At 58.8% G+C, this 17,422-nt stretch carries 17 protein-coding genes; 5 read left to right on the forward strand and 12 right to left on the reverse strand.

Annotated features, from left to right (window positions below):
• The first annotated feature begins 57 nt into the window (after positions 1-57).
• Complete coding sequence (locus MRBLRC7O_RS11600) at positions 58-705, forward strand: LysE family translocator (RefSeq protein WP_003505033.1); 648 nt, start codon at positions 58-60, stop codon at positions 703-705.
• Between the two features lie 39 nt (positions 706-744).
• Here MRBLRC7O_RS11600 and MRBLRC7O_RS11605 read toward each other — a convergent pair whose 3' ends face one another.
• From MRBLRC7O_RS11605 to MRBLRC7O_RS11635, 7 genes are all read right to left on the reverse strand, one after another.
• On the reverse strand, positions 745-1,539 hold the full coding sequence (locus tag MRBLRC7O_RS11605; protein WP_003505035.1) for an ABC transporter ATP-binding protein: 795 nt from the start codon (positions 1,537-1,539) through the stop codon (positions 745-747).
• Positions 1,536-2,417 (reverse strand): ABC transporter permease, encoded by an 882-nt coding sequence (locus tag MRBLRC7O_RS11610; protein WP_003505036.1) that lies wholly within the window; start codon positions 2,415-2,417, stop codon positions 1,536-1,538. The genes MRBLRC7O_RS11605 and MRBLRC7O_RS11610 overlap by 4 nt, the downstream gene beginning before the upstream one ends.
• A 105-nt stretch (positions 2,418-2,522) precedes the next feature.
• Entirely contained in the window at positions 2,523-3,476 is a 954-nt protein-coding gene (locus MRBLRC7O_RS11615; RefSeq protein WP_003505038.1) for an ABC transporter substrate-binding protein, read from the reverse strand.
• 108 nt (positions 3,477-3,584) lie between these two features.
• Positions 3,585-4,757 (reverse strand): dual-specificity RNA methyltransferase RlmN, encoded by a 1,173-nt coding sequence (rlmN, locus tag MRBLRC7O_RS11620; protein ID WP_077998729.1) that lies wholly within the window; start codon positions 4,755-4,757, stop codon positions 3,585-3,587.
• A gap of 266 nt (positions 4,758-5,023) precedes the next feature.
• Entirely contained in the window at positions 5,024-5,527 is a 504-nt protein-coding gene (locus MRBLRC7O_RS11625; RefSeq protein WP_003505042.1) for an invasion associated locus B family protein, read from the reverse strand.
• A gap of 297 nt (positions 5,528-5,824) precedes the next feature.
• Positions 5,825-6,205 (reverse strand): YkvA family protein, encoded by a 381-nt coding sequence (locus tag MRBLRC7O_RS11630; protein WP_003505043.1) that lies wholly within the window; start codon positions 6,203-6,205, stop codon positions 5,825-5,827.
• Between the two features lie 51 nt (positions 6,206-6,256).
• Positions 6,257-6,562, reverse strand: a complete 306-nt coding sequence (locus tag MRBLRC7O_RS11635) for a 4a-hydroxytetrahydrobiopterin dehydratase (RefSeq protein WP_003505045.1) — start codon at positions 6,560-6,562, stop codon at positions 6,257-6,259.
• Between the two features lie 58 nt (positions 6,563-6,620).
• Here MRBLRC7O_RS11635 and MRBLRC7O_RS11640 point away from each other — a divergent pair, with 58 nt between their 5' ends.
• Positions 6,621-7,100, forward strand: coding sequence for a low molecular weight protein-tyrosine-phosphatase (locus tag MRBLRC7O_RS11640; protein ID WP_003505047.1), 480 nt, complete (start codon positions 6,621-6,623; stop codon positions 7,098-7,100).
• Here the strand turns inward: MRBLRC7O_RS11640 and thpR are convergent.
• Both thpR and MRBLRC7O_RS11650 read right to left on the reverse strand, forming a co-directional pair.
• Positions 7,034-7,627 (reverse strand): RNA 2',3'-cyclic phosphodiesterase, encoded by a 594-nt coding sequence (gene thpR / locus MRBLRC7O_RS11645; RefSeq protein WP_003505049.1) that lies wholly within the window; start codon positions 7,625-7,627, stop codon positions 7,034-7,036. The two genes, MRBLRC7O_RS11640 and thpR, sit on opposite strands and share 67 nt — an antisense overlap.
• A 68-nt stretch (positions 7,628-7,695) precedes the next feature.
• Positions 7,696-8,346, reverse strand: a complete 651-nt coding sequence (locus tag MRBLRC7O_RS11650) for an arylesterase (RefSeq protein WP_003505051.1) — start codon at positions 8,344-8,346, stop codon at positions 7,696-7,698.
• Between the two features lie 91 nt (positions 8,347-8,437).
• Here MRBLRC7O_RS11650 and MRBLRC7O_RS11655 point away from each other — a divergent pair, with 91 nt between their 5' ends.
• The 3 genes from MRBLRC7O_RS11655 to MRBLRC7O_RS11665 all read left to right on the forward strand — a co-directional run bounded on the left by MRBLRC7O_RS11655 (position 8,438) and on the right by MRBLRC7O_RS11665 (position 12,662).
• Positions 8,438-9,148, forward strand: a complete 711-nt coding sequence (locus tag MRBLRC7O_RS11655) for an ABC transporter ATP-binding protein (protein ID WP_003505053.1) — start codon at positions 8,438-8,440, stop codon at positions 9,146-9,148.
• Positions 9,145-11,706 carry an ABC transporter permease gene (locus MRBLRC7O_RS11660; protein WP_080866476.1) on the forward strand — a complete coding sequence of 854 codons (2,562 nt, stop codon included), beginning with the start codon at positions 9,145-9,147 and terminating at the stop codon, positions 11,704-11,706. Before MRBLRC7O_RS11655 ends, MRBLRC7O_RS11660 begins: the two co-directional genes overlap by 4 nt.
• Before the next feature lie 218 nt (positions 11,707-11,924).
• Entirely contained in the window at positions 11,925-12,662 is a 738-nt protein-coding gene (locus MRBLRC7O_RS11665) for a Bax inhibitor-1/YccA family protein (protein WP_003505056.1), read from the forward strand.
• Positions 12,663-12,788: 126 nt separating this feature from the next.
• Here the strand turns inward: MRBLRC7O_RS11665 and MRBLRC7O_RS11670 are convergent, their stop codons facing one another.
• From MRBLRC7O_RS11670 to acnA, 3 genes are all read right to left on the reverse strand, one after another.
• Entirely contained in the window at positions 12,789-13,181 is a 393-nt protein-coding gene (locus MRBLRC7O_RS11670) for a DUF2794 domain-containing protein (RefSeq protein ID WP_003505057.1), read from the reverse strand.
• Positions 13,182-13,580: 399 nt separating this feature from the next.
• Complete coding sequence (locus tag MRBLRC7O_RS11675; protein ID WP_003505058.1) at positions 13,581-14,321, reverse strand: DUF1223 domain-containing protein; 741 nt, start codon at positions 14,319-14,321, stop codon at positions 13,581-13,583.
• Between the two features lie 189 nt (positions 14,322-14,510).
• On the reverse strand, positions 14,511-17,204 hold the full coding sequence (gene acnA, locus MRBLRC7O_RS11680) for an aconitate hydratase AcnA (protein ID WP_003505059.1): 2,694 nt from the start codon (positions 17,202-17,204) through the stop codon (positions 14,511-14,513).
• Positions 17,205-17,422 lie beyond the last annotated feature (218 nt).

The following is a 17,422-nucleotide window of genomic DNA, read 5'->3' on the forward strand; positions in this document are numbered from 1 at the left end:
GCAGAAGCACGAAACCGCGTTAAGCAACGGCAATCTCCAGAATTTACGGGTGCCGCGATGGATTTCGTTCCAAGCCTGCCAACACTGATCGCCTTCACCATCGCCATTCTGCTTCTGGCGGTGACGCCGGGTCCTGATATGACGCTCTGGATCAGCCGCTCCCTGCGCGAAGGCCGGGCGGCGGGCTTCATGACGCTGGTGGGAACAAACATCGGCATCACCGTGCATACGATGCTGGTCGCTTTTGGCGTCGCCGCCCTCATCGTCGCCTCACCGACCGCCTTCATGATCCTGAAAACAGGCGGCGCCGCCTATCTGGTGTGGCTCGCCATCCAGGCGATCCGCAAGGGCTCGGATTTCGTGATGGTGAAAAGCACCGGCGAAAGGGCGCAGGCCTCCTTGAAATCGGCCTTGCTGAACGGCATCTGGGTCAATCTGCTCAACCCCAAGGTCATCATCTTTTTCATGACCTTCCTGCCGCAATTCGTCAGCGCCTCCGATCCGCATGTGACCGGCAAGCTGATCTTCCTCGGCATCTGGTCGATCATCGTCGCACTGCCGATCGGCATCGGCATCGTTGTCGCCGCCGATGTTCTCTCCGCGTGGCTGCAACGCAACCGGAAGGTTCTGCGTGGATTGGATTACACGATCGCCGGCGTCTTCTCGATTTTCGCGGTCAAGATTTTCTTCACGCAAACGCGCTGAGGGCAAACAAAAAAGGCGCCGGAAAGCGCCTTTTTGCGATCAACCGATGAGCAACTCGTCATCATCAAGCTTCTGGCCGCGTATCTTGCGGAACATGTCGATCAGGTCTTCGACCTCGAGATCCTTGCGGCTGTCACCGGAGACGTCGAGCACGATTTCACCGGCATGCAGCATGATCGTGCGGGTGCCGTAATCCAGCGCCTGACGCATGGAATGGGTGACCATCAGCGTCGTCAGCTTGCGCTCCGACACCACCTTGCGGGTCAGCTCCATCACGAATTCCGCCATGCCGGGATCAAGTGCGGCCGTGTGTTCATCGAGCAGCAACACGTCCGAGCCGGATAGCGTCGCCATGACAAGCGAGACGGCCTGCCTCTGGCCGCCCGACAGAAGATCCATGCGGTCCTTCAGGCGGTTTTCCAGACCGAGGTTGAGCGAGGCGATACGCTCCTTGAAGAAATCCCGCCGCCCGCGCCCAAGCGCCGGCAGAAGGCCGCGGCGTTCACCACGCGATGCCGCGAGCGCCAGATTTTCCTCGATGGTGAGCGCACCGCAGCTGCCCGCCAGCGGGTCCTGAAATACACGCGCCACCCGCCCCGCCCGGCTGGCGGTCGACTTGCGGGTAACATCGGCGCCGCCGATCATCACCTTGCCCGCCGTCGGCAGGACATCGCCCGCCAATACGCCGAGCAGCGTTGATTTACCTGCACCGTTGGAGCCGATGACGGTGACGAAGGAACCATCCTCGATGGTAAGGTCAATCTTGGACAGCGCCTGCTTTTGCAGCGGCGTGCCACGCCCGAAAACGACCTGAATATCGGAAAGGGAAATCACGATGTTGCTCCCCCGCGGCGCAGTCGGGGCAGGATCAATGCGATGGCCACCAATACCGCCGTTACGAAATTGAGATCGGATGCCTTGAGACCCAGCACATCGCTCGACAAAGCGAGCTGGATGGCGAGACGATAGGCGATGGAGCCGAAGACACAGCCGATAAGGGCAATCAGAATGCCGCGCGCACCGAACAACGTCTCACCGATGATGACGGCGGCAAGCCCGACGACGATGGTGCCGACACCGGAGGTCACATCGGCAAAACCATTGGTCTGCGCAAACAGCGCGCCGCCGAGGGCGACCAGAGCGTTTGAAAGCGCCATGCCGAGATAGATCTGGTTACCGGTCTTCACGCCCTGGGCACGCGCCATCCGCGCATTGGCACCGGTGGCCCGCATGGCAAGGCCGGCATCGCTTTCAAGAAAACGCCAGACGAGAATGACCGCGATCAGCACCAGCGCGCCGACAAAGAGCGGCCGCACCAGATATTCCGACAGGCCGAGGCCGTAAAACGGTGAGATCATCGTGTCCTGATTGAGCAGCGCCACATTCGGCTTCCCCATCACCCGCAGATTGACGGAAAAAAGCGCGATCATCGTCAGGATCGAGGCAAGCAGGTTGAGAATCTTGAAACGGACGTTGAGCGTTGCGGTCACGATCCCGGCGGCAGCACCGGCAACCATTGCAATCGCCGTCGCGACCCAGGCATTCAGACCGGCGATGATCAGCACGGCAGCCACAGCGGCGCCAAGCGGAAAAGAACCGTCCACGGTCAGGTCAGGAAAATCAAGCACGCGGAAAGCGAGGTAGACGCCGATCGCCACGAAAGCGAAGACCAGTCCCAGCTCCACGGCACCCCAGAAGGCGATTTGGCTCACGGTAATGTCCTTGTTATTGCCGCCATCAGGCGGATACGGGCACCGTCTCGTGCCACGTAAAACGGGCGGCGAAATGCCGCCGCCCGCAATTCAGTCTGGTTTCGGTTAGTCGATGACCTTGGTGGCGCGCTTCGTGACGCTTTCGGGGAAGGTAACGCCAGCCTTTTCAGCGGCCTTCTTGTTGATCACCAGATCAGTACCGACAGCAACGGTTGCCGGAATGTCGCCCGGCTTTTCACCCTTGAGGATGCGGACGACGACCGCGCCGGTCTGTTTGCCAACGTCGAAATAGTTGAAGCCGAGGGCCGCAACCGCACCGCGGGCAACGGAATCCGTATCGGCGGCGTAGAGCGGGATCTTGGCTTCGGAAGCAACGCCAGCTGCCGCTTCGAAAGCGGAAACGATGGTGTTGTCGGTCGGAACGTAGATCACGTCAGCCTTGCCGACCAGCGCGCGGGTTGCTCCCTGCACTTCGGCGGACTTGGTGGCGACGGATTCGACGATCTTGAGGCCAGCCTTTTCAGCTTCAGCCTTCAGCAAAGCGAGCGTCGAGGCGGAGTTGGCTTCGGCCGAGTTGTAGATGAAGCCGATGGACTTGGCGTTCGGCGAGATTTCCTTGATGAGCGCCAGATGTTCACCAACCGGCAGCATGTCGGAAAGGCCGGTCACGTTGCCGCCGGGCTTTTCCATGCTCTTGACGAGCTGCGCGCCGACCGGATCGGAAACTGCCGTGAAGACGATCGGAATGTCGCGCGTGGCGGCAACGACGGCCTGGGCGGACGGCGTGGAGATCGGCACGATGACATCAGGAGCATCGCCCACGAACTGGCGCGCGATCTGTGCTGCGGTGCCGGGGTTGCCCTGCGCGGACTCGTACAGGAACTTGAGGTTCTCGCCTTCCTTGTAACCGGCTTCGGCAAGGGCGGCCTTCACACCATCGCGAGCGGCATCGAGCGCCGGATGTTCAACAATGGCGGTGACGGCGACGGTGACGTTTTCGGCCTTGGCCGGCAGAACGAGGGCGCTCGCGGCAGCGAGAGCCAGAATGAATGCGCGCATGGATATCCTCCTGTTGGTTCCCTGTTTTCGTCTTCTTAGGAACAAGACAGTCTGAAATCAATCAGAGAACCGCAGCAAATCAAGCTTTATGGCGCAATTGCGGCTGATTCAGTCATCCGCACCGTGGTTTGCGATCATCATCGCCTCAAAAGCCAGCCTTTCGGTCTTGCGCATGCGCTCGGATTCCGACTTCAGCTGACCGCAGGCGGCGAGGATATCGCGGCCGCGCGGCGTGCGGATCGGCGAGGCATAACCCGCCTGATTGATGAAATCGGCGAACTTCTCGATCTGCGCCCATTCGGAGCACTGGTAGTTCGTGCCCGGCCATGGATTGAACGGAATGAGGTTGATCTTGGCCGGAACGCCCTTCAGAAGCTGCACCAGCATCTTGGCATCTTCCAAGCTGTCGTTGACATCCTTCAGCATCACATATTCGAAGGTAATGCGGCGAGCGTTGGAGAGACCCGGATAATTGCGGCAGGCCTCGATCAGCTCCTTCAGCGGATATTTCTTGTTGATCGGCACCAGCATGTCACGCAGGTCGTCGCGCACCGCATGCAGCGAAATCGCCAGCATGACGCCGATCTCATCGCCGGTGCGGAAGATTTCCGGCACGACGCCGGAGGTGGAGAGCGTGACGCGACGCTTGGAGAGCGACAGGCCATCGCCATCGGTCGCAATCAGGAGCGCGGTCTTCACATGCTCGAAATTATAGAGCGGCTCGCCCATGCCCATCATCACGATGTTGGAGACCTTGCGGCCCTCGCTCGGCACATAGGCGCCTACCGGGGTCGAACCATCGGGAAAATCGCCGAGCCGGTCACGAGCCAGCAGCAGCTGGGCGAGAATTTCCTCAGCCGTCAGGTTGCGCACCAGACGCTGGGTACCGGTGTGACAGAAGGAACAGGTCAGCGAACAGCCGACCTGGCTCGATATGCACAGCGTGCCGCGACCTTCTTCGGGAATATAGACCGTCTCGATCTCGACGGGGCGTCCCGCACCGCGCGGCGGAAAGCGCATCAGCCATTTGCGGGTGCCGTCATTGGAGATCTGCTCCTCGACGATTTCCGGGCGGGCAATAGTGAAGGCCGCCTTCAGCTTCTCGCGAAGCTCCTTGGCGACATTGGTCATATTGTCGAAATCGGAGACGCCGCGCACATAAAGCCAGTTCCACAACTGGCTGACGCGCATCTTCACCTGCTTCTGCGGCACGCCGATCTCGGCCAGCGCCTCGCCCATTTCCTCACGCGTCAGGCCAATCAGTGACGGCTTGCCGGACATCAGATCGCTATTGGCGATCAGCGGGGTTTTGACTGCCAGGCCGGCAGGGGCTTGCATTACGGACATCACGCTATCCCATCATTCCATGCATCGCACGACCGGCCTGTCGGATAGGCGGAAAATCGTCTGCATGTCGAGAAAATCAAAGGCGGAGCACTTTTCGCGCATCCGCCTGTCAATGTTGCCGCGCCTTTAGCATCAAACTGGCAAAAACGCAAATGGCCGGTCAATGACCGGCCATTATCAAATGCGATGAAGCGTCAGGGTTACTTGCAGCTCTCAATCTGCTTGAGAGCTGCCGAAATACCCGACAGCGAATAGGAATAGGAGGTCGCGGTGCCGCGGCCTGAGACTGCCTTGACGGTCATGGACTTGCCGCCCTTCATGGCAGCCACGAGAGCCGGTTCTTCAGCGGCGTTTTCAACCCAAGCGGCCTTGTCCTTGGTGAACATGACAAAGTTCTTGTTGTCGATCGTCACATTGACCTTGGAACCCTGCTTGAGCGAATAACCCACCATGGCCTGCGGCTCATAGGAGATATTCTGGCCCGGGCGCTGCGACACGATGAAGAAAATATCGCCGTGGTCGACGCTCGCCGGTTCCTTGGCGGTCGGAATGGAAAGAACGTAGCAGACGGTGCTGTTGCCCGATTTGTACGAATAGGCACCCCATGCATTGAACTGCTGGATGCGCGTGGGCGACTGTGCAGATGCTACGCCGACGCTGGTCAGCAAAATGGCCGCTGCGGTTGCTACACTTCTTACAAACATAGAATTTCCTGCCGGGTTATTGTCTTCCATTGGCCCGAAGCAGCGGCGAGCCCAGTTTCTGGATCGGCCACGTTCAGGTGCGGATCGTCTTTTCTCATTGTGGTCGGAAAGCGGTTACCAAACCGTCAACAACACGCATAAAATGCCGGAAACGTCTTGCGGTGTTACAGATTGGCGACTTCCCGACGCCCTGAGGAGAACGGCGTGGCACGCCCTTCCCTCGTGTGTAAGACACATAAATTCAGGCAAGAATTTGTCACCCGCCGGGCTCTGCCGGACGGACACATCACAGAGACGTTACCCGGCTTCCTGCTGTCGCTTCAGCATGGCGTCAGCGGCCTCGTAGTGCTCCATCTTGATATGAGCGCGGATCATGGCAAGCGCTGCCGTGATGACGGCAATATCATCGGTAAAACCGATGACGGCCAGCACGTCAGGCACGGCATCCATCGGCATGATGAAATAGGCAAGCGCCGCCAGGATGATACCCTTTGCGCGCAGCGGCGTGTCACGGTCGATCGCGCAATAATAGGCCGCCGCCGCATCGCGCGCGAAGGGCACTTTTGACATCACACGCTTCAGCTTGGGCCAGAATTTCGCCCGCACCGCATTTTCACGCTCCTGCTGCCTGTCGGTTTCACCCGGCAGAAGAATTTCACCGATTTTCACATCATCCATGATCGACGGTCCTCCGGTCACGGCTATTATATGGGATTTAAGGTCCGCCGTTCAATTGCTTCGGCCCGCAGCCGCCTTCTGCATGGCTTCGGCCAGAAGAAAATCCCGCTCCGTCACTCCCTGTGAATCATGCGTGGTGAGGCAAACCTTGACCCGCGAATAGACATTGGACCATTCCGGATGATGATTAAGCCTTTCCGCAACAAGTGCGGATTCGGCCATGAAACCGAAGGCTTCCGCAAAACTTGAAAACTTGAAGGAACGGACGATCGCCGCCCCGTCTTCTCGCAGGGACCAGCCCTCGAGTTTCGACAGGGCCTGCCGGATGGCGTCCGGCTCGAGTCTGGGATATTTCATGAACTTGCCTCCGCTTGAGACCCATTAACGCTTCAACGACCGGATCGACGCATATTCCATGAAACATACAGCTATTCTTTTTGTCTGCATGGGCAATATCTGCCGCTCACCGATTGCCGAAGGCGTTTTGAGACATCTTGCCGATGACGCGGCCGTGTCTGACCAGCTCGCTATCGATTCCGCCGGCACCGGCGGCTGGCACGCGGGTGATGCGCCTGATCCCCGGTCCATCGCCATGGCGCGACGACACGGCATCGATATTTCAAGTCAGCGGGCAAGACAGGTCACCCGGGCGGATTTCGAGACCTTCGACCTGATACTCGCCATGGACGAAAACAATCTGGCGAACCTGCTTCAATCGAGCCCGGAAAAACACCGGCACAAAATCCATCTCTTCATGGATTATGCCGTTGGCCGTCGTGAGAACGTCCCCGATCCCTATTACGGTGCCGAGGACGGGTTCCTTGGCGTCTACAACATGCTCTTGGCAGGATGCAGGTCGTTGCTCGAAAAGATGGAGCTGGACCGGGCCTCGTGAAGCGGGAACGCCTCTTCAACGATATAGGGCCCGCCGCCCACCGATTCCTTCGAAGACATCAGCACAAAACGTCCGACCGTGAAGGGCGAGGTGCGGAAGTTGCCGCGTCCGGAAAGATAATGAACGACATCGTCCAGCCGCGATGAGCGCAGCCGCGCCAGCGTGACATGCGGCATGAACTTGCGCGGATCGGGCGGGAGACCGATCCTCTGGCAGATTCTCTCGACTTCCGCCTGCAGCGCATGCATTTCCGGAGAGGGAGAAACCCCGGCCCAGATGGAATGCGGTTTCTTGGAACCGAAGGACCCCATACCGGTGAGATTGAGCTGGAATTCCGGCCTTTCGATCCGATCCAGCCTGTCCACGACCTCATCGGCGGTCCGCCCGTCGATGTCACCGATAAAACGCAGGGTTATGTGATAATTCTCCACATCGATCCACCGGGCTCCCGGCAGACCACCGCGCAACAATGAGAGGCTCATAGCCGCATTGCGCGGAATTTCGAGGGCGGTAAACAGTCTCGGCATGGCGAGCTCCCCGAATCTCTTGGCAGAACAAGCATAGCGAATCACGCAATGCAGATGGGCGCAAGTGCTTATTTTTTTTGCGCACCGATTGTCTTGATGAAGCTTTCAACAGCCGGCAAAGATTTTTCAACCATCATCGCCACACCCCTGGTATTGGGGTGCATCTTGTCATCCAACTTCAGCGCATCATCCGTCACCACGCCATCCAGAAAGAAGGGATAAAGCGGCAGGTTGTATTTTTCGGCAAGCTTCGGAAAGATCGGATTGAAGCGCTTGGCGTAATCTTCGCCCATATTCGGCGGCGCCATAATGCCGACCAGCAACACGGCTATGTTGCGCTTCTGGAAGCCGGAAATGATGGTGTCGAGGTTCTTTTCGGTCTGTTCGGGGGGAATTCCGCGCAGAGCGTCATTGGCGCCGAGTTCCAGAATGACCCCATCAGTACCATCGGGAACCGACCATTCCGCCCGCGCCAGGCCGCCGGAAGAGGTATCGCCGGACACACCGGCATTGGCGATGGCGACATTGACGCCCTTGCCCTTTAATGCAGCCTCAAGCTGTGCGGTGTAGCTGTCGGTTGGGGGCAACTGATAGCCAGCCATCAGGCTGTCGCCGAGGCCGACCAGTTGCCATGTCCGCTCCTGAGCCGTGACAACAGTGGCGGAAAAGGCGGTAGCGAAAATGACGATGAAGTGAAACAGGGCAGCTTTAAATCTCATCACGGCTTTCCTAACTTGGTTCCCATTGTCTGAAATACCGACCGCATCGACCGCCAGACCGTTTTCATCACCCTATATAGGAACGAGAATTGTGACGAAAAGCATCATAGAGCTGAAGAAAGCCGACCTCACGCTCGGCAATGCCGCCGCCTCCGTTCACGTTCTCAAGAACATCAATCTTTCAATCGGAGAGAGCGAGGCGGTTGGTATCGTAGGCCCCTCCGGCTCGGGAAAGTCGACGCTTCTGATGGTGCTTGCCGGTCTCGAGAGGCTCGATAGCGGTGAAATCATCATCGCGAATACGGAACTGCACAAGCTCGGCGAGGACGCGCTGGCGGATTTTCGCGGCCGGAATATCGGCATTATTTTCCAGTCCTTCCATCTCATCGCCAACATGACGGCACTGGAAAATGTCGCCGTTCCGCTCGAACTGGCAAACACCCCGAACCCCTTCGAGATCGCCAGGCGCGAACTCGTCGCCGTCGGTCTCGGTGAACGCCTGAACCATTATCCCGGCCAGCTCTCCGGCGGCGAACAGCAACGTGTCGCCATCGCCCGCGCGCTTGCCCCCTCACCGGCCGTACTGATTGCTGATGAACCGACCGGCAATCTCGATACCGATACCGGCAGGCAGATCGCTGATCTTCTTTTTGCCAAACAGGCCGAGCGCGGCATGACGATGATCCTCGTCACCCATGATCCGTCGCTTGCCGCCCGCTGCTCACGGCAGATCAAGGTGCGCTCCGGCGAGATAGAGGGCGACAGCGCGAAGCCCCAGATTGCGCGGGCGGTATCGGCATGACTGGATCTGTTCTCCCGTCTTTTGCCAATGTCAGAAACGCCGCGAGGCTCGCACGGCGAGAAATTCGCGGCGGCCTTCGAGGCTTTTACATTTTCCTTGCCTGTATTGCGCTTGGAACCGGCGCCATCGCCGCCGTCAATTCCGTCTCACGCGCGGTCACCAGCGCCATTGCCACGGAAGGTCAGTCCATACTGGCAGGCGACGTGCGTTTCGAACTGCGCAACAGGGAAGCAACGCAGGAAGAACGGGCCTATCTCGATGGGCTAGGCACCGTCGCGGTTTCCACCGGGCTGCGCTCCATGGCGCGCCTTGCCGACGGTTCCGAACAGACGTTGACTGAGGTGAAAGCCATAGACGGCTCCTATCCGCTCTTTGGCACCTTCGTTGCCGAACCCAACCGGCCGTTAAGCGAGCTTCTGGCTGGCACCGGCGACACCTATGGCGCCATCGCCGCACCGCTTCTGCTCGAACGGCTCGGCATCAAGGTCGGCGATGAAATCCTGCTCGGCAATGTGAAGCTGAAACTGACCGGCACCGTGGTCGACGAACCGGATGCGCTGTCTGACGGCTTCGGTTTTGCTCCGAGGCTGATGGTCAGCCGCGATGCCCTTTTTGCCTCCGGCCTCGTTCAGACCGGAAGCCTGGTGGAACACGCCTACAAGATCAAGCTGAACGACCCGGCGGCGCGGGTAACCATGACCGACGTGGCCAACAAGGCCTTTCCTGACGCTGGCTGGTCCATCCGCACCAGCGACCGGGCGGCACCCTCGCTCACCGAAAACGTCAACCGCTTCTCGCAATTCCTGACGTTGGTAGGCCTCACCGCCCTCATCGTCGGCGGTGTCGGCGTCGCAAATGCCGTCCGCGCGTTTCTGGATTCCAAACGCACCACGATCGCCTCGCTGAAATGCCTGGGCGCACCGGCCTCCGTGGTCACCATGACCTATCTCTTCCAGATCGCCTTCATTGCCGCCGTCGGCATCGTCATCGGCCTTGTGGTCGGCGCCGTCGCGCCACTCATCGCCATGCGGTTTCTGGAAGGCGTATTGCCTGTACCGGAAGAGCTCGCCTTTTACCCCGGCGCTCTCGGTCTCGCCGCCCTGTTCGGCCTCCTGACCACGTTCGCCTTCGCCATCGTTCCCCTTGGCCAGGCGCGTGAGGTTCCGGCAACCGCGCTTTTCCGCGAGCAGGGTTTCGAAGAAGGAAGCTGGCCATCCTGGCCCTATCTGGCCGCAACCGGCCTGCTGCTGGCGGCGCTTGCCGCCCTCGCCATCTTTTCGGCGGAAGACCGCTTCATCGCCTCGATCTTCCTTGCGGCCATCGCTTTTGCCTTCGTGGTGCTGCGACTGGTGGCTACGGGCGTAAAGGCCATCGCCAAGCGCAGCCCGCGCGTTCATTCGGCTGCGCTGAGGCTGGCGATCGGTAATATTCACCGGCCGGGCGCACTCACCCCCTCGGTCGTTCTTTCGCTCGGCCTCGGGCTGACCCTCCTCGTAACGCTCACCCTGATCGACGGCAATCTGCGTCGTGAACTGACGGACAGCCTGCCGGAAAAGGCACCGAATTTCTTCTTCGTGGATATTCAGGGCAGCGAAGTTCAGGGCTTCCGCGATCTTTTGAAGCAAGAAGCGCCGGAAGGAGCCCTGACCGAAGTACCGATGCTGCGCGGCCGCATTCTGGCGCTTAACGGCGAGGACGTGACAAAAATGGACGTGCCATCTTCCGGACGCTGGGTGCTGCGCGGTGACCGGGGCATCACCTATTCCCAGGAAATTCCTGAAAACGCGACGCTGACGGAGGGAACATGGTGGGGGCCGGACTATAGCGGCGAGCCGCTGGTCTCCTTCGCCGCGAAAGAGGCGGGGGATCTGGGCCTCAAGATCGGCGACACGGTCACCGTCAACGTGCTCGGACGCAGCATAACGGCCAAGATCGCCAATCTGCGCAACGTCGAATGGGAATCACTGTCGATCAATTTCGTCATGGTGTTTTCACCGAACACCTTCCGCGGCGCGCCGCATGCGTGGCTGGCAACACTCGCCGACCCTTCCGCAACCGCCGCCGACGAAGGCCGCATATTGCGCGCTGTCACCAACGCCTATCCGACGATCACCAGCGTGCGCGTGAAGGATGCGCTCGACGTCGTCAACCGCCTTGTCGGCCAGCTTGCCACCGCCATTCGCGCCGCTGCCGCCGTCGCGCTGATAGCCTCCGTCCTCGTTCTCGCCGGCGCTCTCGCTGCCGGCAACCGCGCGCGAACCCACGACGCGGTCATCCTGAAAACGCTGGGCGGCACACGAAACCTGCTCATCCGCGCCTTCTCCTACGAATATATGATGCTCGGTCTCGCCACCGCCGTCTTCGCGCTTTTCGCCGGCGGCGTCTCCGCATGGTTCGTGATCGCCCGCATCATGAAGCTGCCCTCCAGCTTCCTGCCGGATGTGGCGATCGGAACCCTCGTCGTCGCCCTCGTCATGACTGTCGGCATCGGGCTCATCGGCACATGGCGAATTCTCGGGCAGAAGGCAGCTCCGGTTCTGCGGCAGGCGGGAGAATGATCATCGGTTGTGCCCCGCTTAACTTTAGCGATTAATTCTTTGTAATGATCGCCAAAACGTGAGCGCTTTTCGCGCATATGGTGTCTTTTCAACTGGAAAAGGCCTTGTATCGGACACGTTCTGCCATCATATTCTTTGGCAGGCTTGCTGAAGCTCCGCAGCGGCGCCCGGGAGGTATCCCGACACCGTAGCAATTACGGAGCTCAAAAGAGGAAACAATGGCTGACTTCAATAACTACCAGAACCGCATGGCGCAGACCCGTGCACAGACTGGTGCGATGATCGATGAAGGTCTCCGCGCCTATATGCTGAAGGTTTACAACCTGATGGCGCTGGCTCTGGTCATCACCGGCGTTGCGGCTTTCGCAACCTATTCATTCGCTGCGTCCAACCCTGCCTTCCAGCAGCTGCTTTATGCATCTCCGCTGCGCTGGGTCATCATGCTCGCACCGCTGGCACTGGTTTTCTTCCTTAGCTTCCGTATTCAGAACATGAGCGTTTCCGCCGCGCAGACGACATTCTGGGTCTATGCCGCGCTGATGGGCGTGTCGCTGTCGTCGATCTTCATCGTCTTCACCGGCCAGAGCATCGTCCAGACGTTCTTCGTGACCGCCGCTTCGTTCGGTGCGCTCTCGCTTTACGGTTACACGACAAAAAAGAACCTTTCCGGTCTCGGTTCGTTCCTGATCATGGGTCTGTTCGGCCTGATCATCGCTTCCATCGTCAATATCTTCCTTGCATCCTCCGCACTGCAGTTTGCGATTTCCGCAATCGGCGTACTGATCTTCGCAGGCCTGACCGCCTACGACACCCAGAAGATCAAGGAAATGTACTTTGACGGCGACGATGTTGCCGTGGCTGGCCGCAAGGCCATCATGGGCGCGCTGACGCTCTATCTCGACTTCATCAACCTCTTCACCTTCCTCCTGCAGTTCCTCGGAAACCGCGACGACTAAGGTTAAGAGTTCTACTGACAGACATGCGAAAGGCGGCCCTTCGGCCGCCTTTTTATTTGCGAAGATTTCTTCACCTATATCCGTCAGGGCGTGCTGTTCCTGCGAATAGTCCGCTCCTGTTAAAGCTCATTCAATGAGCTTCAGAACCTTGTCGAAAACTTTCAGAACCTGCGGCAATTCATGGCCACGTTTGAGAATGCGGCCATCCGTATTCACCACGCAATAGGCACCCTGTTTTGCCCCCAGCTTGGGGTTTTTCTCGATCCTGAAAAGCGGCATTTCACCTGATCGCTTGAAGACGGAAAACACCGCCTTTTCCTTCAGGTGATCGATGGCGTAGTCACGCCACTCGCCCTCTCCCACCATGCGGCCATAGATGCGCAGAATCGCATCCAGCTCGCGCCGGTGAAAGGTGACCGGCAAAGGGTCCTTGTTCTTTTTATATTCCCGGAGATCGATAACGGTGGAATTGTCACGTGAAGCGGTCTGCACCTGCTGCACATCCGGTTGATCGGTCATCCAATACCTCCGATTCCACCCAAATCATCCATGCAGTGTGAGCCTGAGGGGGCGAAATTGCAAGTCTTTGCACTACCATGGCGCACAGGACCGGCAATTCCAGGAAAGGTTTGACAGGCCTCGAATTGCAGCCGATCCAGAAGGCGCCAGCACGGAATGGCGCCCCATCCATCCCTCTGGAGGGACTGCCGACAGCAAAGGCAGAGGTTAAAAATGGTAACCATTTAGGCAGCCATTTTCACATGGCCTGCCGTATTTCGGTCAAACCATGGCCCGAATTGGGTGGAATAGTCCTATTGTCAATTGATGCCTAGGCACCAAGATGACCCGGTCCGGTGCATTGACCCTTTACCCCCAGCCCCCAATGCCCGGACCGGATCTTCCATCGCCCACAGGCGATCAGGGGGTTTCATTTCCAAGCAGGATACTTGCGCCGACAATTGCCGCGGGATCGCCGCCGGCATTTGCCGTCTGCAAAAGCACCGCGCAGCCGCCCTTTTTCACCTTTGCCACCACGCTCGCCGGAAGCTTCACCGTCATCGGTGAACCATCCCACATGCCGACGGTTTGCACGTCATAGACGCTGTGCCAGTAGGACATTTTTTTCCCCTGGTTATCCCCCTTCTGCACATCAACCGTCTGTTCGCGCGTGAAATAGGCGACCACGACATCAGCCCTACCGCTGCCGGCACCAATATCGATCTCCACCTCGTTTCCGGAAAACTTCGACGAGACCGGGACATTCAGTCCCTTGCCTTCGCGCTTGAAAGCATCGAGCCTGTCGTAGATTCCACGGACATCCGCGCCCTTGACGTGGTCGCGACCATTCAGAATGGCCTGCGGCGTATAGACCCCGTTGCGGCCGAGTGCGCGCATATAGCCATATTGCCGATCGGTATTTTCCTTCGATGCCAGCGAATCCGTCCAGCCCAGATAGTTCCAGTAATCGACATGGTAGGAAAGACCGACGACATCGCCCTTCTGGATCATCTTGCGCAAGGCTTCATCCGCCGGCGGGCACGAGGCACATCCCTGCGATGTGAACAATTCGACGACGCCCTTCACAGCTTCCTGCGCCTGCGCGGAGGTGACGAGAAACGTGCCGAGAAGACATATCGACAGGGGGAATTTCAGCGGCATTACAAAAACCTTTGTCCGGAAGAGATCCAGACGAATTGATGCGATCAATCCTGCCGGGATGCAAACCGGAAAATAACGTCTATTGCCCTTCAATAGAAAGTCACGAAGGGGTGAGCGACAATCACAAAAAAAGAGACTTGAAACGGAAAGACGCCGGGATTCCGCCCGGCGCCTTAGATTTTCAAAGCTTTACGCGACCAGATCGCGAAGAACGGTTTGCAGAATGCCGCCATTGTTCATGTAGATCACTTCATCAAGCGTATCGATGCGGCAGAGAAGCGGAACTTCCTTCACCGTACCGTCGCTGTAGGTGATCTTGGCGATCTTCTTTTCACGCGGCTTGATTTCACCTTCGAGACCATCGATCTCGACGATTTCGTCGCCCTTGAGGTCGAGGCTCGCCCAGGTAGTGCCTTCCTCGAAAACGAAGGGAACGACACCCATGCCGACGAGGTTCGAACGGTGGATGCGTTCGAAGGACTGCGCGATGACGGCCTTGACGCCGAGCAGGTTGGTGCCCTTCGCCGCCCAGTCGCGGGACGAGCCGTTACCATATTCGACACCGGCGAAGATGACGAGCGGAACGCCTTCCGCCTTGTATTTCATCGCGGCGTCATAAATCGACATCTCTTCCTTCGACGGATAGTGGATGGTGTAGCCACCTTCCTTGCCGTTCGGGCCGAGCATGTGGTTGCGGATGCGGATATTGGCGAAGGTGCCGCGCATCATCACTTCATGGTTGCCACGGCGCGTGCCGTACTGGTTGAAGTCGGCCACGGCAACGCCGTGCTCCGTCAGATAGGCGCCAGCAGGCGAAGCAGCCTTGATCGAACCGGCCGGAGAAATATGGTCGGTGGTGATCTTGTCGCCGAAGAGACCGAGGACTCGCGCGCCCTTGATGTTCTTGAGGCCGGTGCCCTTTTTGCCCATGCCGACGAAATAGGGCGGGTTTTGAACATAGGTGGACTTGTCGTCCCAGGCATAAGTCTGGCCCGGCGGAACCTGAACGGCCTGCCAGTTCGCGTCACCCTTGAACACGTCAGCATACTTGGTTTCGTAGAGCTCACGGGTGACGTATTTCAGGATGAATTCCTGGATTTCCTTGGAGGTCGGCCAGATATCCTTGAGATAGACCGGGTTGCCGTTCTGGTCGTCGCCGATCGGCTCCTTGGTCAGATCCTTCTGGACCGTGCCGGCAAGCGCATAGGCCACGACGAGCGGCGGCGAGGCCAGATAGTTCGCCTGCACGTCAGGCGAGATGCGGCCTTCGAAGTTGCGGTTACCAGAGAGAACGCCTGATGTGATCAGGCCCTTGTCGTTGATCGTCTTGGAGATCGCAGGCGGCAGCGGACCGGAGTTACCGATGCAGGTCGTGCAGCCGAAGCCGACGAGGTTGAAGCCGATCGCATCGAGATCCTTCTGCAGACCGGACTTGTCGAGATATTCGGCAACAACCTGCGATCCCGGTGCCAGCGAGGTCTTCACCCACGGCTTGGACTTCAGCCCCTTGGCGACAGCGTTGCGGGCGAGAAGGCCGGCGGCGATGAGAACCGAGGGGTTGGAGGTGTTCGTGCAGGAGGTGATGGCGGCAATCGCCACATCGCCGTGACCGAGATCAAAAGCTTCGCCTTCGACAGCATAGCGGCTGTTGATCTGGCCGGGCTTCTTGTAGTCGTTCTCGAGAGCCGTCGCGAAATTCGGTGCGATGGTTTCGAGCGGCAGACGGCCTTCCGGGCGCTTCGGACCGGCCATGGAGGGCACGACGTCACCAAGATCGAGTTCCAGCGTGTCGGTGAAGACGAGGTCGGAACCATCGCCGGTGCGCCACATGTCCTGCGCCTTCGAATAGGCTTCGACGAGCGCGATACGGTCCTTGGCGCGGCCGGACATGGTCAGGTAGTTGATGGTTTCGCCGTCAACCGGGAAGAAGCCGCAGGTCGCGCCATATTCCGGACCCATATTGCCGATGGTCGCACGGTCGGCCAGAGACATCGAATCAAGGCCGGGGCCGAAGAATTCGACGAACTTCGATACCACGCCCTTCTTGCGCAGCATCTGCACGACCGTCAGAACGAGGTCCGTCGCGGTGACGCCTTCCTTCACCTTGCCGGTCAGCTTGAAGCCGATGACCTCGGGCAGAAGCATGGAGACCGGTTGGCCGAGCATGGCAGCTTCAGCCTCGATACCGCCGACACCCCAGCCGAGAACGCCGAGACCGTTGATCATGGTCGTATGCGAATCCGTGCCGACGCAGGTATCCGGATAAGCGATCGTCTCGCCGTCCTCTTCCTTCGTCCAGACGGTCTGGCCGAGATATTCGAGGTTGACCTGGTGACAGATGCCTGTGCCGGGCGGAACCACGCGGAAATTCTTGAACGCCTGCTGGCCCCACTTCAGGAAGCGGTAACGCTCGCCGTTGCGCTCATATTCCAGTTCGACGTTGCGGGCAAAGGCGCTCGGCGTGCCGAATTCATCGACGATAACAGAGTGGTCAATGACGAGATCGACGGGAACCAGCGGGTTGATCTTTTCCGGATCGCCGCCAAGAGCCTTGATACCGTCACGCATGGCGGCAAGATCAACCACGGCGGGAACACCGGTGAAGTCCTGCATGAGAACGCGGGCGGGGCGGTAGGCGATTTCGGTTTCGGTCAGGCCCTTGTTACCAAGCCATTCGGACACCGCAAGGATATGTTCCTTGGTGACGGACTGGCCGTCCTCGAAACGCAACAGGTTTTCCAGAAGAACCTTCATGGAATAGGGCAGCTTGGAAACGCCCTTCAGGCCATTTGCTTCAGCCTTGGGAAGGCTGAAATAGACGTAATCCTTACCGCCAACGGTAAGGACGGAACGACATTTGAAACTGTCGAGTGATTTGGGCATGGATAAAAACCCCGCTTACACTGATAGCCAACACGTTCGTGCGGACACCTATGCACTCATGCACATCAGGATGCGGGTACGACCATTTCCGCTGTCCGCACGTGAAAATTGCTCCTCGCAATCGTCAAGTCCGGCGCAAGATGATGTTCACGCCGGCCGCTGGCGTGTTGACACCCATATAGATAATTTCAGAGAAACGTGCCAGACCATTCAACCAA

It is taken from the genome of Agrobacterium radiobacter (genome assembly GCF_040801995.1).
Classification (GTDB): Bacteria; Pseudomonadota; Alphaproteobacteria; order Rhizobiales; family Rhizobiaceae; genus Agrobacterium; species Agrobacterium radiobacter.

What these genes read in the sequence shown, in the direction of transcription:
- MRBLRC7O_RS11600 (WP_003505033.1), top strand. Translation starts at nt 58, where the DNA reads ATGGATTTCGTTCCAAGCCTGCCAACACTGATCGCCTTCACCATCGCC.
- MRBLRC7O_RS11615 (WP_003505038.1), bottom strand. Translation starts at nt 3,476, where the DNA reads ATGCGCGCATTCATTCTGGCTCTCGCTGCCGCGAGCGCCCTCGTTCTG.
- rlmN (WP_077998729.1), bottom strand. Translation starts at nt 4,757, where the DNA reads ATGTCCGGCAAGCCGTCACTGATTGGCCTGACGCGTGAGGAAATGGGC.
- MRBLRC7O_RS11625 (WP_003505042.1), bottom strand. Translation starts at nt 5,527, where the DNA reads ATGTTTGTAAGAAGTGTAGCAACCGCAGCGGCCATTTTGCTGACCAGC.
- MRBLRC7O_RS11630 (WP_003505043.1), bottom strand. Translation starts at nt 6,205, where the DNA reads ATGGATGATGTGAAAATCGGTGAAATTCTTCTGCCGGGTGAAACCGAC.
- MRBLRC7O_RS11635 (WP_003505045.1), bottom strand. Translation starts at nt 6,562, where the DNA reads ATGAAATATCCCAGACTCGAGCCGGACGCCATCCGGCAGGCCCTGTCG.
- MRBLRC7O_RS11640 (WP_003505047.1), top strand. Translation starts at nt 6,621, where the DNA reads ATGAAACATACAGCTATTCTTTTTGTCTGCATGGGCAATATCTGCCGC.
- thpR (WP_003505049.1), bottom strand. Translation starts at nt 7,627, where the DNA reads ATGCCGAGACTGTTTACCGCCCTCGAAATTCCGCGCAATGCGGCTATG.
- MRBLRC7O_RS11650 (WP_003505051.1), bottom strand. Translation starts at nt 8,346, where the DNA reads ATGAGATTTAAAGCTGCCCTGTTTCACTTCATCGTCATTTTCGCTACC.
- MRBLRC7O_RS11660 (WP_080866476.1), top strand. Translation starts at nt 9,145, where the DNA reads ATGACTGGATCTGTTCTCCCGTCTTTTGCCAATGTCAGAAACGCCGCG.
- MRBLRC7O_RS11665 (WP_003505056.1), top strand. Translation starts at nt 11,925, where the DNA reads ATGGCTGACTTCAATAACTACCAGAACCGCATGGCGCAGACCCGTGCA.
- MRBLRC7O_RS11670 (WP_003505057.1), bottom strand. Translation starts at nt 13,181, where the DNA reads ATGACCGATCAACCGGATGTGCAGCAGGTGCAGACCGCTTCACGTGAC.
- MRBLRC7O_RS11675 (WP_003505058.1), bottom strand. Translation starts at nt 14,321, where the DNA reads ATGCCGCTGAAATTCCCCCTGTCGATATGTCTTCTCGGCACGTTTCTC.
- acnA (WP_003505059.1), bottom strand. Translation starts at nt 17,204, where the DNA reads ATGCCCAAATCACTCGACAGTTTCAAATGTCGTTCCGTCCTTACCGTT.